We start from the raw sequence: 13,388 nt of genomic DNA on the forward strand, positions 1-13,388 counted from the left end.
TGCCTTCGACCTCAACTCGCCGGCGGAGAGCGACGTTGGGTGCTCGCTGCTCACGAAGCCATCAGGTCCGTGTGCGGGTGGCGCGCTCGGGGAGCCATCACCCCGTCTCGGTCTCGGCTCCTTTTCCGAGGCCGGAGGCGTCCAGTGCCCGGAGCATGGCGGGAACGTCCAGTGACGAAGCCCCCGAGGCCACAGCCCGGTCAGCGAACGCGCACAACTGCCGCTCCGTCACCCGGAAGTGCGTCGCGGCGCGGTTCAACTCCTCGATGTCCGCTTTCAGCCGCGCCACGTCGATCCGCCGCAGGTCCGCCGCGGCCTCCAGGTCCAGAGCGCTGTTGAGGCCGATGTCGAGGCCGTCGTCCCACAGCTCGTCCGGGTACGGGGCGCGACTCCAGCGCCCGTGCTCGTACCAGTAGACGCAGCCGAACTGGAACGGATCGACAAGCTCCTCCAGCCTCGACGGCGACAGCCACTGCGGCGCACCGGCGAACATGTCGACGGGTGGCTCGAACCCGATGAGCTCACCCGACTCGTCCCAGCCGCACAGCAGGAAGCGCCCCTCGCCCCACCTCCAAAGCGCCCACCATGTGCAGCCGCGATCGTCCATGCGCAGTCCGCCACGGGCAGCGTCCAGCCACCACCCCGACAGGCCGGACCGCTGTCCCTCCCGCTCGCTGGTCGCGCACAGCACCGCCGCGAAGGCCCAGCGCGCCCACATCTCTTCCGGGTCAGGCAGGTCCTGCGGCTGTCCGGGCCGGTGTATCAACATCGAGCGCTCCAAGGTCGTGCCCAACGGGGGCGTGCCGCAGCAGAAGCTACCGGCATGCCGTCACCGCCTCGGCGACCGGCCCCGGGCTTGCGGAGCACCCTCCGGCGATGTGACGCGCCTGATGGCGCGGTTCAGCTGAGGAGCTCTCCCAGGACCCGGCCGGACGGCAGGCCCCGGCCGGACGGGCCGATCAGCGCAGCCCGGCGAAGAGATCGTTCTCGGGTACGGCTGCGCCCGTGGCGTCCTTGACACGTACGAACGTCTCCATGCCCATCAGCTCACCGAACCGCTCCTTGCCCATCTTGAGGAAGAAAATGTTCTCGCCCTGACTGGCGTGCGCGGCCAGCGCATCGAACTTCTGACCGCTGAATGCGGTGGTGTCCACCCACGTGGTGATCTCGTCGTCAGGGAGGCCGATCTCAGCCATCGCGGCGGTCTCGGCAGGATCCGGCTCCGGCATGTCCTCACCGAACTCGCGCATGATCTCGCCGAACCGCTGCATCCCCGAGCGGGGCATCGTCGTCCAGTACACCTTCGGTGTCAGCGCGGTCATCTCCAGCGCCGCCATCGTGATGCGGTGCGCCTGGATGTGGTCGGGGTGGCCGTAGAAGCCGTTCTCGTCGTAGGTGACGACCACATCGGGTCGGTAGTGCCGCATGAGTTCCGCGAGCCGGGCGGCGCCTTCCTCAACGGGCGTCTGCCAGAAGGATCCGGGGGCGTCGTTGCTCGGCCAGCCCATCATTCCGGAGTCGGCGTAGTCCAGCATCTCCAGATCACTGATCTTCAAGGCTTCACAGCTCGCCTCAAGTTCTTGACGGCGCATCAGGGCGACAGCCGCGGGGTCGTGCCCGGGATCGCCCGGCTTGACACCCCCCGGTCCGTCACCGCAACCGCCATCCGTACACGTCACAAGAACCGTGCGGATGCCCTCCGCCGCGTACCGCGCGAGGACGCCTCCAGTTCCGGTGGCCTCGTCGTCGGGGTGGGCGTGCACTGCCATGAGCGTCAAGGGTCGGTTGGTCATCAAGCAGTCCTCCTAAGAAATACGTCTTGGTGCAAGTGCGCGCGGGCGTACCGCTATTCCGCGTTCCGGATTCTGGCAAGTGGACAAACTTGTGGTCTCCGTGTCCCCGCCCGTGCGGCGGCAGGCGCAGCTGTGGGCATCAGTCAGTATCGAGGCCGTCGATCAGGCGGTTGAGGAATCGGGTGAAGGTGGCGTCGGGAGTGAGGGGGCGCCCGGGGGCGGAAAGGGCTTCGGCGAGTTCCGGGTGGCGGCCGTCGGCGGCGACAGCGGCGAGATAGCGGCCCTCGGCTGCGGCCCGGTCCGGTGATCGCGAGACCGCGGCCTGCGCGATCTCATGAGCGACGTGCCCGGCCACGAACGCGGTGAGCTGGGCGAAGACCTCCAGCTTCGCCGCACCGTCCAGCCCGGTGGGCCGCAGGACGGCGAGCACGTGTTCCAGAAAGGCCAGCGTGTTGGGGCCCGGAGCACGACGGGTGGACAAGGCGACGGGCAGCCAAGGGTGGCGCAGCATGTTGGCCCGCTGCAGGCGGGCCACGGCCTTCAGATCGGCACGCCAGTCGCCGGTGGGTGGGTCCGTGACCGTGAGTTCGCCGCTGACGTGGTCGACCATCAGTTCCAGCAGCGTCTCCTTGTCAGGGGCGTAGCTGTAGAGCGACATGACGCCCGCTCCGACCTCGGCGGCCACCCGCCGCATGGTGACCGCGTCGAGTCCTTCCGCGTCGGCCAGAGTGACGGCTGCCGCGGTGATCGCCTCCCGGCTGAAGGACGGCCTGCGACCCCTGCGCGGCTCGGTGGGACGCAGCCAGAGTCGTTCGGGATCGACGCTGTCGGCACCGGACTTTCCGTCACCGGACACGGCCTCGCACTCCTTCCCCTGATTGTTGAGACGGTTCTTGCACCAAGGTCATCCAAGCATCCTTTATTCTCGTACGACGTACGAGAATAAAGGAGAGAACCATGCCATCACGCACGCCCGACGCCGGAGCCAGGCCTGCCTGGGTACCACCCGCCGGAAAGCCTCCGCTTTCCTCACGGATGATGAGGGCGACCTGGCGAGGTCTGCCGGCGAAACGGCACGAGGTCGGGTGGGAGCCGGGAGTGGTGGTGCCGGCCGCCGACGGCAGCCCGTTGCTCACCGACCACTACTTTCCGCGTGCCCACGGCGACTTCCCCACCCTCCTGGTCCGCTCTCCTTATGGCCGGGGCCTGCCGTGGTCGCCCCAGTACGGCCTGCTCTTCGCCGAACAGGGCTTCCACGTGGTCCTGCAGAGCTGCCGCGGAACCGGAGGTTCGGGGGGCGAGTTCGATCTGTGGCGCAACGAGGCCGCCGACGGCCAGGCCACGGTGGCCTGGCTGCGCGAGCGACCCTGGTTCAACGGAACACTGGGGACCGTCGGCCCCAGTTACCTGGGATACGTGCAATGGGCCCTCGCTTCGGACCCACCACCAGAACTGAAGGCAATGGTGGTGCAAGTAGGACTGCACGATCCCTACGCCCTGTTCCACGCAGACAGTGCGCTGCGCCTGGAGAACGCCCTCGCCGTGGGTGTGGGCATGAACTACCAGCACCAGGGCTTGGCACCCTTCCTCAAGGCGACGCTGCGCCTGCAGCGCCGCATGCGCGACATCAGCACCGCGCAGCCCCTGCGTGGGGCGTACAAGTCAGCGCTGGGGAGCGAGCTGCCTTGGCTGGACGACGTGATGACACATTCGGACGCCAAGGACGCCTACTGGCGCGGCGCGTCGCTGGCCGCGCCGGCGGAGCGGCTTCGCGTTCCCACGGCTCTGATCACCGGATGGCACGACGCACTGGCCGACCAGACCTTCGAGCAGTACGACCGGCTGCGCCAGGCCGGATGTGAGACCGCCCTGCTCGTCGGTCCCTGGACCCACACGTCGGCCCTGCAACAAGGGTGGCCCAAGGTGTTCGCCGAGAGCCTCGCGTGGCTGCGCGCCCATCTGTACGCCGATCCCTCCGGCCTGCGTCCCACCGCCGTGCGTGTGCACATCGGCGGCGAAGACACTTGGCGGGACCTCGACGACTGGCCGCCGGCCACGGCTGCCACGTCGTGGTACCCCATCCCCGGCGGGCATCTCACCCAGCAGGCCCCCGCGGAATCCGCACCCGTGGCGACGTTCCGCTACGACCCGGCCGACCCCACCCCCTCCCTGGGCGGCCCACTGCTCTCCCGCACCGCCGGTCCCCGGAACAACGCCACTCTGGAGACCCGGAACGACGTCCTGACATTCACCGGTCCACCGCTGACCGAGCCCGTGGACATCCTGGGCCCCGTCTCCGCACGGCTGAGCGCCTCCACGGAAACCGGGCACGCCGATGTCTTCACCCGCCTGTGCGACGTGGACCCACAGGGCCGCTCCGTCAACATCTGCGACGGATTCGTCCGACTCCGGACGGCCGAACAGGCGCCCTCACAGGTCACCGTGCCGATGAGCTCCACCGCCCACCGCTTCCAGGTCGGCCACCGCATACGCTGGCAGATCAGCGGAGGCGCCCATCCGCGCTACGCCCGCAATCCCGGCAACGGGGAGGCGCCGTTGGACACCACCACCTTCACACCGGTGCGCATCACGCTCCACACGCACTCGGCCCTGGTACTTCCCAGCAGCTCCTGTCCCGCTTGATTCGTCAGCCCTCCGGGGAACAGTCGACGAGCCGGGCCGGCGGGGCGGAAGGTGTAGCGGCCCAGCACGTCGGTTTCGCGTACTCGAGCGTGTCGGCCTCGTAGTCCGGCGTGGGCTGCTGGGGTCTTCCCCGCCGGGTCGGCGACGGCGGCGCCCAGGTGCTCAGCCGACCACGCGGTAGCGCAGATGCGTGACCCCTGGAGCGTCGATGACGCGTACGAGGTTGAGCTGGTGGGGCGTGCCCAGCGCACCGAACAGCGACCGGCCGGCACCGAGCAGTACGGGGACCTGATGGATCTCGAGCTCGTCCAGCACCCCGGCCTGCAGCGCCAACTGTGCCGTCGTCGCCCCGTGGACCAGTACGTTGCGCTCCCCGGCGGCCTCCTTGGCCCGCGCCATGGCTGCCTCGATGCCGTCGGTGGCGTAGCGGACATTGGGGCCCTGGACGGCTTCGTCACCAGCCTCGGAGCGGGTGAACACCTCGATGTGGACGCCGTCGTGGTGGTCGCCGCCCCAGCCGCCGGCCGCGTCGAAGGTGCGCCGGCCCGTCAGCACGGCGCCGGTGGCCAGCATCTCGTTGACCACCGTAAGGCTGGCCGCGTCGGTCCGGATGGCCGGTAGGGCGACTCCGCCGCGGGCCTCGTGGTCGCCGTCGAACAGCCACGCGTGCAGCTGCTCGCCACCGGTGCCGAGGCCGTTCCCGGGGCCGTCATCGGGACCGGCGATGAAGCCGTCGAGCGACATGGACATGTAGAGCACGGAACGGGACACGATCGGGTCCTCCTGCTGTGACGGAATGGACGGGCCGAGCGCATTGCCAGGCTGCTCGGTCTCGGCTTCATGCTTCTCCCTACCGACCGCCTGCGTACCAGGAACTCATCGGGAGCCCCGCTCCTGCCCGGCGTCCGCCTGATCGCAGGTGCTCCGCAGGCACTCAGGGGCCGGAACGGAGTGAACCCTGTTGCGCTCTGAGCCTCCCCATCTGATCACTTCCCATGATCGCTCCGATACGGGCTGTCAGTGGGTCGTGCTGCACTGGTGAGTGGGCGGGGACGCTGAACTCACCTGGGAGGGCATGTGGTTGACGTCCGTGCGTACACGCGCAGGGAAGGGGCTCCGGTACGAGCGCACACCAGGGCAGCCCCGGTCCTGGGCGGGCCGGTGGTGGGAGCGGCTCCTGCGGCTCCCCGTGGGGTGGAGACGCCGATACTCCGGATCACGTTCCCCACCGGAGAGCCGCCACAGCCCGGGAGCGGCAGGTGAGCGGGCGGCGACCGAACCGGAAGGGCTCAGCGCGGAAGGCCACGGCCCGGAGGGCTCCGGTCCGTCGTCGGCGCAGGCGGGGCAGCAAGGAGGAGGAGAAGCTGCTGACAGTCGGGGTGGTCGTCGTGGTCGGCGTGAGCCTGGTCGTCGCGCTGGTGCAGTGGCTCCTCGTTCACTGGTGGGTGCTGGTCCTGGCAGGGGTACTGGCCGGTGGTACCGGGGCGGTGTGGTGGCAGCAGCAGGTGCAGCGGCGGCGATGGGAGGCGGCACGGGCTCAGGGACTGCGCTTCCAGGTGGGGCGGCTGGACATGCTGGGCCACGCGGAGTTCGAGCACGCGGTCCGCGACTTGCTCCTCCGGGACGGCTGCCGGGACGCGCTACGCACCGGGGGCCGGGGAGACAAGGGCGCGGATGTCATCGCAACGGACCCTGCGGGGCGGCGGTGGGTGATCCAGTGCAAGCACCGCCGTGACGGTCTGGCCGGCGCGGCCATCGGCACCCCGGACCTGCAGCGGCTCAACGGGACGGCACGGCCGGTGCACAAGGCGGACGTGGTGGTGATGCTCACCAACGGACGCTTCACCCGGGACGCGGTCCCCTTCGCCGGCGACCAGCAGATGCACTTGGTCGACCGCCACATGCTCGCCCGGTGGGCAGCGGGTTCCTGGCCGCTGTGGGAACTGTTGCCGAAGATTCCGCCACCGCGGCGGCCGGCGCACTGACCCGGCCCAGTAGTGAGGGGGCTGACACCGACCGGTGCCAGCCCTTCACCGTGCCGTCCGCGACCGTTCGTCTCTCAGCTCGACACCGAGGGGCACCCAGTGCGGGCCGAACGGGGGGCCGCGCACCGGTCAAGGGGGGGCTGATCAGCGAGCAGGCCGTGCCCATGCTGCGCACCGCCGCCACCCTCGTGCCCGAAAAAGGGGCGAGATCTGGTTCGAGGGGCCCTGGGCCGGTTTGCACTGGGGCGTAGGAAGGGCGGCAGGCCGGCGCCGCGCGAGTGCGCCCAGAGAGGGGCGGCGCCGCTCTGCGGTCATGCCAGCAGGTCTTGCGGCATACCGGCCCACGGGTCGATCGGGACGACGCTGGTGGCACGGCCGAGGTCGTCGAGGAGCCACCCCATGCGTTTGGTCATGCGCAGAACCACCGCGCGCTCGGTCAGCTCGAGAGTGGGGAAGCGTTTGGCGAGACTCTCCTCGAGCCGCTGGCTGTCTCCCAGGGAGTGGAGCCAGACGATGAAAATGAGATTGTCCGTTCCGGTCATCGCCGCACACATGCGGATCTCCGGGAGGGTTACCAGGGCCCTGGCGGTGGTCTCCAAGTCCTGCGGCGGGATACGCGCCCAGAAGTGGGCGATGACAGGCCAGCCGCTGATGACCTCGGCCACCTCACAGCGGCAGGTCACCAGCCCGCCCCGGATGAGGCGCTCCAAACGCCTCCGGGCGGTCGAAACGCTCATTGATGTGAGCTTCGCCAGCTCGGCCGCAGTCCGTCGGCCATCGGCCCCGAGTCGCAGCACGAGGTCGTGACAGGAATCCGGCAGTGGCCCTGCGTCGACGACGGTTGAGGGGGCATGTCGGGCCAGATGGGTCTGCTGGGCGGAGGTGAGGGCGTGGAGTCGCCAACGGCTGGCTTCGCTGTAGAAGCGGGTCGCGGTGTGGGTGCGCGTTCCACGTACTCCGGTGAGCTGGCTGACGTAGTCGAGCATGAATCTCGACAGTGATTGCAGATCCGGGAACAAGGCGATGAGAAACAGGTCGCGTCCGCTGCCGACTTGTGAAATGGAGGCGACCTGGGGCACGTGCATGAGGGCTTCGACCGCTCGGTGGCGGGTGCTCGGTTCGCAGTCCACCTCGATGAAGGCCAGACAGTTGCCCTCTGCCCACACTGACAGCTTCGGGTAGGCGGTCACCCAGGCCAGGCCGTCCTCCGAGAGCCGCTGCCAGCGCCTGGCCGCCGTGACCGGGTTGATGTCCAGCACCCTGCCGACTTCGAGCCAGGTTGCCCGGGGCGCGACCTGCAGCACGTTGATCAGCGAGATGTCAGTTTCAGTCAGGTTGAACGAATCCTGCATACGGCGTCACCGCCTGGCTCTTTTCTTCTATTTCAGCATCGCTTCCGCTCACGCGTCCACCCTTGAGTGGTCGCTGGCCAAGGCCTTTTCCCAGCGTAGGAGGTGCATTCGTTGAGATGACCATCTATACAGACGCGAAGTATTTGAGTGATGAGCTGGTCCGGTTGCGTCGCAGCCTGCACAGCGAGCCCGAGGTCGGACTGCTTCTTCCGCGGACGCAGGAGAAGGTGCTGGCCGCGCTGGACGGCCTGCCGCTGGAGATCTCCACCGGCACCGGGCTGTCTTCGGTGATCGCGGTGTTGCGGGGTGGTCGGCCGGGCCCGGTGGTGTTGCTGCGGGCCGACATGGACGCGCTGCCCGTGGCCGAGGAAACGGGGCTGGAATTCGCCTCGAAGGTGGAAGGCGTCATGCACGCATGTGGGCACGATCTGCACACCGCGATGCTGGTGGGCGCCGCACACCTGCTGGCGGCCCGCCGAGAAGACCTGGCTGGAGACGTGGTGTTCATGTTCCAGCCGGGCGAGGAAGGATGCGACGGCGCCGGCGTGATGATCAACGAGGGGGTCCTGGAAGCTGCTGGCCGACGACCGGTCGCCGCCTATGCGCTGCATGTGTTCACCACCGGGTTCCCCGGCGGTCTGTTCACCGCTCGCAGCGGTCCGACCATGGCAGCGACCAACGACCTGAACGTCGCCGTCCACGGTGTCGGCGGCCATGGCTCGGCCCCGCATCAGGCCAAGGACCCCCTTCCAGCGGCGTGTGAGATCGTGACCGCCCTGCAGACGATGGTCACCCGTACCACCGACCCGTTCGACCCCGTGGTGCTCACTGTCGGGTCATTCCACGCGGGTACCCGCCGCAACGTCATCCCAGAGAGTGTCCGGTTCGAAGCCACAGTGCGGACTTTCTCCGCAGCGGCACAGGACCGGATCGGTGAGGCCGCGGTCGCTCTGGTCCGGTCGATCGCCTCGGCTCACGGACTCCATGCCGAGGTGCAATTCGCGAGTCGCTATCCGGTGACCGTCAATGACCAACGTGAGGTCGGCTTCGTCGCCTCAACCGTGCGTGAGGTATTCGGCGAGCACCGGTTCCAGGCGCTGGCCCACCCCCTCACCGGCGCGGAGGACTTCTCCCGCGTCCTCGAGCAGGTACCAGGGACCTTGGCCATTCTCGGAGCTTGCCCGCCGGAAGCCGACCTCGACAAGGTCCCGTACAACCACTCACCACACGTGGTCTTCGACGAGACCGTCCTGCCGGACGGTTCCGCCCTCTACGCGGAACTCGCCGTGCGCCGCCTCGCCGCCGGCCCCACCGGCACAACCGGCTGAGCGCGTGTGCACTCCTCGTCACCGCGCTCGGGGTCTGCCCGGCTGTGTGGTCCGGTGAGAGCCCGTTCGAAACAGAGCGGCACGAAAGGACAGCAGGCTGGTGGCCACCCCGTGCTGGGGTGCCTGGCCGAGCGGGGCTGGAGCGGGCACCGACGTGCCGTCGTACGCCGTCGCCCTGTACGGCGGCAGTGTGCCCTGCTTCTGGCCTGGCTCACGAGTCACGAAGGCCGGGACCGCTTCACCGGGCATACCACCGCCCTGCTCCTGGCTGGGGCCTCGTCACCCTCACCAGGCCCCAGAGGCACACCGAAGCGCTGGAGCAGGTCCCCCGCTCGCGTCACCTTCCCTGCTCGCAGGACGAAGTGCCCTCGTCCCGCGCGACCGCACCGCCGCTGCTGGCTGCCGGCCCTTGCCCACCTCCCGCCCGACGTCAGGAGACACGCCCATGGCGGACGACCCTTTCCGCACCGAACACGATCTCCTCGGAGACCACGCCGTGCCCTGCGCCGCTTACTACGGCATCCACACACTCAGGGCCGTGCAGAACTTCCCGATCACTGGTACCGCCATCTCGTCCCACCCCGACCTGATCAATGCCCTGGCCGCTGTCAAACAAGCCGCCGCCATGGCCAACCGCGACCTCGGCATCCTCGACGCCCGCAAGGCCGCAGCGATCATCGCGGCCTGTGAGGAGATCCGCGCCGGGAGGCTGCACGACCAGTTCCTCGTGGACGTCATCCAGGGCGGCGCAGGCACGTCCACCAACATGAACGCCAACGAGGTCATCGCCAACCGCGCCCTTGAGTACCTGGGCCACCTGCGCGGCGACCACGCCCATCTGCATCCGCTGGACGATGTCAACGCGGGGCAGAGCACCAACGATGCCTACCCCACGGCCGTCAAAGTGGCCCTGCACTGGGCAGCGAACCGGCTGCTGGAGGCCATGGCGACCCTGCGGTCGGCCTTCGAGAGCAAAGGCGAGGAATTCGCCGATGTGGTCAAGACCGGCCGCACACAACTGCAGGACGCCGTACCGATGACACTCGGTCAGGAATTCGGGGCCTATGCGGTCACGCTCAGAGAGGACGAGCTACGGCTGGCCGAGGCATGCGAGCTGATATGCGAGATCAACCTCGGCGGCACCGCCGTCGGTACCGCCCTCAACGCCGCTCCGCGCTACGCCACACTGGCCTGTCGGCATCTCGGCGACATCACAGGGCTGCCGCTGCGCACCGCCCCCGACCTGGTGGAGGCCACCCAGGACGTGGGCGCGTTCGTCCAACTCTCCGGCGTCCTCAAGCGCATCGCTGTCAAACTCTCCAAGATCTGCAACGACCTGCGCCTACTGTCGTCCGGACCGCGAGCGGGTCTCGGTGAGATCAACATTCCCGCTGTGCAGGCCGGCTCCAGCATCATGCCGGGCAAGGTCAATCCGGTGATCCCCGAGGTGGTCAACCAGATCGCCTTCAACGTCATCGGCAACGACGTCACCGTCACCCTCGCCGCAGAGGCCGGGCAGCTTCAGCTGAACGCCTTCGAGCCGGTCATCGCTCACAGCATGTTCCAGAGCCTCACCCAGCTCGGCGCCGGGTGCCTGGCCCTCGCAGACCGCTGCGTCGTTGGCATCACCGCCAACCGCGACCACCTGCGAAGCACAGTACGCAACACGATCGGCATCGTCACCGCACTCACGAGGCACATCGGATACGAGCAGGCGACCGCGGTCGCGCAAGAGGCTCTCGCCGCAGGGCGCTCCATCCCCGATATCGTCGTGGAACGCGCTCTGCTCAGCTCAGCAGAACTGGACCGGATTCTCCAGCCTGAAGCCCTGGCCCGGGCGGAGATCCGCCGGCCGGAGAGCTGCGACAACACCTCACAGAAGCTGACCGTCGGTCGCCGGCCCGGCTCCCCCGCGCCCACACAAGCGGATTACTGAACGCATCCTGCAGAAGTCATCAGAGAGTGACGCAAAATGCCCAATTCAGCGGACTGCATACGTGTGATCCCACACTGAACACAAACAGCCGATCCGCTCCCCCAGAACCGGACCGTCGTCGGTCCTACGGATCGCACACGGAGGTGGAAACCATGCTCAGGTGGGAGGTGCACATCCCGACGATCGCCCCCGACGGTACCCGCGGCGTGCACACATTCGTCTACAGCCGCCCCAGCGAAACCTGTGCGCGGGACAGCATCCTCGCCGATGCCCTCACCGACGCCCTCGCCCAGGCAGCCATCCGGCACCGCCGCGGCGCCTGCGCAGACACCAAGGCTCTCACGATCACCGTACGCGATGCCGGACTGCTCTGAGAGGGCCCGGCACCACACACCCGCGGACGGTCCATTGGACCGAGGTCACACCCCACACCCGGGTCAAACGACCACACCCACCGGCCCTTGACGGTACGGACCTCGACGGCGCCTGTCCCCCGCGCAGAACCTGACGGCGCGGCGTCCGCTCCCCCCTCTCCCGAACTCTCCCCGAACTCGCCCCGCTCAGCGGATCCGGTGTGCCCTCCGGAAGCCCGCGAGCGATCGCGCATCCGAAAGTGAAGGTTCCCCCGTGCCGCTCAGACTGAGAAATCGCTTCAGCGGTGTCTCCGGCAACTTGCTCGGTGGCATCGAGCGGGTCGGCAACAAGCTCCCCCATCCGTTCATCTTGTTCGTCTACCTCGCCCTACTGATCATCGCTGTCTCCGGCGTCACCAACCTTTTCGGTGTCACCGTCGAGGACCCGGAGAGCGGTAAGACGGAGCCCGTCCGCAGCCTGCTCTCCGGCGACGGTCTCGTGTACATGCTGACGTCCGCACTGGACAACTTCGTCGAGTTCCCGCCCCTGGGACTCGTGGTGGTCATGATGCTGGGCATCGGGCTGGCCCAACAGGTGGGACTGATCGAATCGGCGGTAAAGCGCGTGATCCTGGCGGCTCCACCGCGCCTGGTCACCGCCGCCGTCTTCCTCACCGGCATCTGTGGGAACCTGGCCTCGGACGCCGCGTTCATCATCATCCCTCCCCTGGCCGCGCTCGTGTTCCGCGCGGTGGGCCGGCACCCGCTCGCCGGACTCGCCGCAGGCTTCACAGCCGCGGGGGCCGGGTTCTCGGCCAACTTCTTCATCGCCGGCACCGACGTGCTCCTGTCCGGGATCTCCACGGAGGCCGCGGGCATCGTGGACTCGGGAACGGCGGTCTCGCCGGTCGCCAACTGGTACTTCATGGTCGCCTCGGTGGTGACCCTCACCCTCATCGGGGTGCTCGTCACCGAGAAGATCGTGGAACCCCGCCTCGGCGCCTACCAGGGCGACGACGACTCGAACGCGCTGGAGCAGTCGCAGTTGACACCCGAGCAGCGCCGCGGCCTGCGCAATGCCCTACTGGCGACCCTCGGGTACGTGGCCGTGGTCACCGCGGTGGTAGCACTGCCGAACTCGCCACTGCGCGGCAAGGGCGGCGCTCTGGTGGAGTCGCCACTGCTGCACGGCATCGTCCCGCTGCTCTTTCTGCTGTTCGTCGTGGGCGCGGTGGCCTACGGCATCACCGTGAACGCGCTGCGCAGCAGCGGCGACGTGCCCACATACATGGCGGAAGCAGCGAAGAACCTGGGCGGCTTCCTCGTACTGATCTTCGCGGCCGCACAGGCCATCGCCTACTTCGACTGGAGCAGACTCGGCCTGTGGGTCGCCGTCAACGGCGCGGAACTGATGGAAAGCCTGGACATCTCGGGCCTGGCCGGACTCATCGGCCTCAGCCTGATCACACTGGTATTGAGCCTGCTCATCGCCAGCGGTTCAGGGCTCTGGGCCATCGAAGCGCCGATCTTCGTGCCGATGTTCATGCTCCAGGAGGTCAACCCCGCATACACGCAGCTCGCCTACCGAATCGCCGACTCCTCGACGAACTGCCTCGTCCCGCTCAGCCCCTACGTCGCCATCATGCTCGGCTTCATCCAGCAGTACGACAAACGGGCGGGCCTGGGAACCCTCTTCGCTCTCGTTCTGCCCTTCACCGTTGCCTTCTACGTCGGCTGGATGCTCCTCTTCGTGGCCTGGGTACTCCTCGGAATCCCCATCGGCCCGGGTGAGACCCTCTCGCTGTAGGTCTCCACCAATCTGAAACATCTCCCTTCTACCTCGGCGCTGTTCCTGGCCGTCGCCTACGCCGTCGCCTACGCCGGCGGCCAGGCGGCGGCGTAGGGTTCTGCGGGCCCACCCGGCCGGGCCGTCATGGTGGGCGCTGCGGCAAGCGACGCAGCTTGGCCACACACCCGGTCACCAGCTCCTGCAGCTCG

11 protein-coding genes are annotated in these 13,388 nt (G+C 68.3%); 6 read left to right on the forward strand and 5 right to left on the reverse strand.

Going from position 1 to position 13,388, the window contains the following annotated elements:
• Nucleotides 1-97: 97 nt before the first annotated feature.
• The 3 genes from HC362_RS00750 to HC362_RS00760 all read right to left on the reverse strand — a co-directional run bounded on the left by HC362_RS00750 (nucleotide 98) and on the right by HC362_RS00760 (nucleotide 2,649).
• Complete coding sequence (locus HC362_RS00750; protein ID WP_243081734.1) at nucleotides 98-769, reverse strand: hypothetical protein; 672 nt, start codon at nucleotides 767-769, stop codon at nucleotides 98-100.
• 190 nt (nucleotides 770-959) lie between these two features.
• A complete protein-coding gene (locus HC362_RS00755) occupies nucleotides 960-1,793 on the reverse strand; it encodes a PIG-L family deacetylase (protein WP_243081736.1) in 834 nt (277 codons plus the stop codon).
• 139 nt (nucleotides 1,794-1,932) lie between these two features.
• Entirely contained in the window at nucleotides 1,933-2,649 is a 717-nt protein-coding gene (locus tag HC362_RS00760) for a TetR/AcrR family transcriptional regulator (protein WP_243081738.1), read from the reverse strand.
• Between the two features lie 101 nt (nucleotides 2,650-2,750).
• Here HC362_RS00760 and HC362_RS00765 point away from each other — a divergent pair, with 101 nt between their 5' ends.
• Nucleotides 2,751-4,436, forward strand: a complete 1,686-nt coding sequence (locus HC362_RS00765; RefSeq protein ID WP_243081739.1) for a CocE/NonD family hydrolase — start codon at nucleotides 2,751-2,753, stop codon at nucleotides 4,434-4,436.
• A gap of 162 nt (nucleotides 4,437-4,598) precedes the next feature.
• On the opposite strand, the gene HC362_RS00770 is transcribed toward HC362_RS00765, so the two are convergent.
• Nucleotides 4,599-5,207, reverse strand: a complete 609-nt coding sequence (locus HC362_RS00770; protein ID WP_243081741.1) for a dihydrofolate reductase family protein — start codon at nucleotides 5,205-5,207, stop codon at nucleotides 4,599-4,601.
• Between the two features lie 488 nt (nucleotides 5,208-5,695).
• Between HC362_RS00770 and HC362_RS00775 the strand changes: the two genes are divergently transcribed.
• Nucleotides 5,696-6,421, forward strand: coding sequence for a restriction endonuclease (locus tag HC362_RS00775; RefSeq protein ID WP_243081743.1), 726 nt, complete (start codon nucleotides 5,696-5,698; stop codon nucleotides 6,419-6,421).
• 311 nt (nucleotides 6,422-6,732) lie between these two features.
• Here HC362_RS00775 and HC362_RS00780 read toward each other — a convergent pair whose 3' ends face one another.
• Nucleotides 6,733-7,773: an Lrp/AsnC family transcriptional regulator gene (locus HC362_RS00780; RefSeq protein ID WP_243081744.1), complete on the reverse strand. Its 1,041-nt coding sequence runs from the start codon at nucleotides 7,771-7,773 to the stop codon at nucleotides 6,733-6,735.
• Nucleotides 7,774-7,889: 116 nt separating this feature from the next.
• On the opposite strand from HC362_RS00780, the gene HC362_RS00785 reads away from it, so the two are divergent.
• The 4 genes from HC362_RS00785 to HC362_RS00800 all read left to right on the forward strand — a co-directional run bounded on the left by HC362_RS00785 (nucleotide 7,890) and on the right by HC362_RS00800 (nucleotide 13,197).
• Nucleotides 7,890-9,101: a M20 family metallopeptidase gene (locus HC362_RS00785; protein WP_243081746.1), complete on the forward strand. Its 1,212-nt coding sequence runs from the start codon at nucleotides 7,890-7,892 to the stop codon at nucleotides 9,099-9,101.
• 445 nt (nucleotides 9,102-9,546) lie between these two features.
• The gene (locus tag HC362_RS00790; protein ID WP_243081748.1) at nucleotides 9,547-11,037 is read left to right on the forward strand and encodes an aspartate ammonia-lyase; all 1,491 of its coding nucleotides are present in this window, start codon (nucleotides 9,547-9,549) and stop codon (nucleotides 11,035-11,037) included.
• A 152-nt stretch (nucleotides 11,038-11,189) separates the two neighbouring features.
• Entirely contained in the window at nucleotides 11,190-11,411 is a 222-nt protein-coding gene (locus HC362_RS00795; RefSeq protein ID WP_243081749.1) for a hypothetical protein, read from the forward strand.
• A gap of 253 nt (nucleotides 11,412-11,664) precedes the next feature.
• Nucleotides 11,665-13,197 (forward strand): AbgT family transporter, encoded by a 1,533-nt coding sequence (locus HC362_RS00800; protein ID WP_243081751.1) that lies wholly within the window; start codon nucleotides 11,665-11,667, stop codon nucleotides 13,195-13,197.
• Nucleotides 13,198-13,388 lie beyond the last annotated feature (191 nt).

Origin of the sequence: Streptomyces sp. 891-h (assembly GCF_022760275.1) — a bacterium.
Classification (GTDB): domain Bacteria; phylum Actinomycetota; class Actinomycetes; order Streptomycetales; family Streptomycetaceae; genus Streptomyces; species Streptomyces spirodelae.

Excerpts from the sequence above, each read along its gene's own strand:
- HC362_RS00750 (WP_243081734.1), bottom strand. The coding sequence starts at position 769 with ATGTTGATACACCGGCCCGGACAGCCGCAGGACCTGCCTGACCCGGAA.
- HC362_RS00755 (WP_243081736.1), bottom strand. The coding sequence starts at position 1,793 with ATGACCAACCGACCCTTGACGCTCATGGCAGTGCACGCCCACCCCGAC.
- HC362_RS00765 (WP_243081739.1), top strand. The coding sequence starts at position 2,751 with ATGCCATCACGCACGCCCGACGCCGGAGCCAGGCCTGCCTGGGTACCA.
- HC362_RS00780 (WP_243081744.1), bottom strand. The coding sequence starts at position 7,773 with ATGCAGGATTCGTTCAACCTGACTGAAACTGACATCTCGCTGATCAAC.
- HC362_RS00785 (WP_243081746.1), top strand. The coding sequence starts at position 7,890 with ATGACCATCTATACAGACGCGAAGTATTTGAGTGATGAGCTGGTCCGG.
- HC362_RS00790 (WP_243081748.1), top strand. The coding sequence starts at position 9,547 with ATGGCGGACGACCCTTTCCGCACCGAACACGATCTCCTCGGAGACCAC.
- HC362_RS00795 (WP_243081749.1), top strand. The coding sequence starts at position 11,190 with ATGCTCAGGTGGGAGGTGCACATCCCGACGATCGCCCCCGACGGTACC.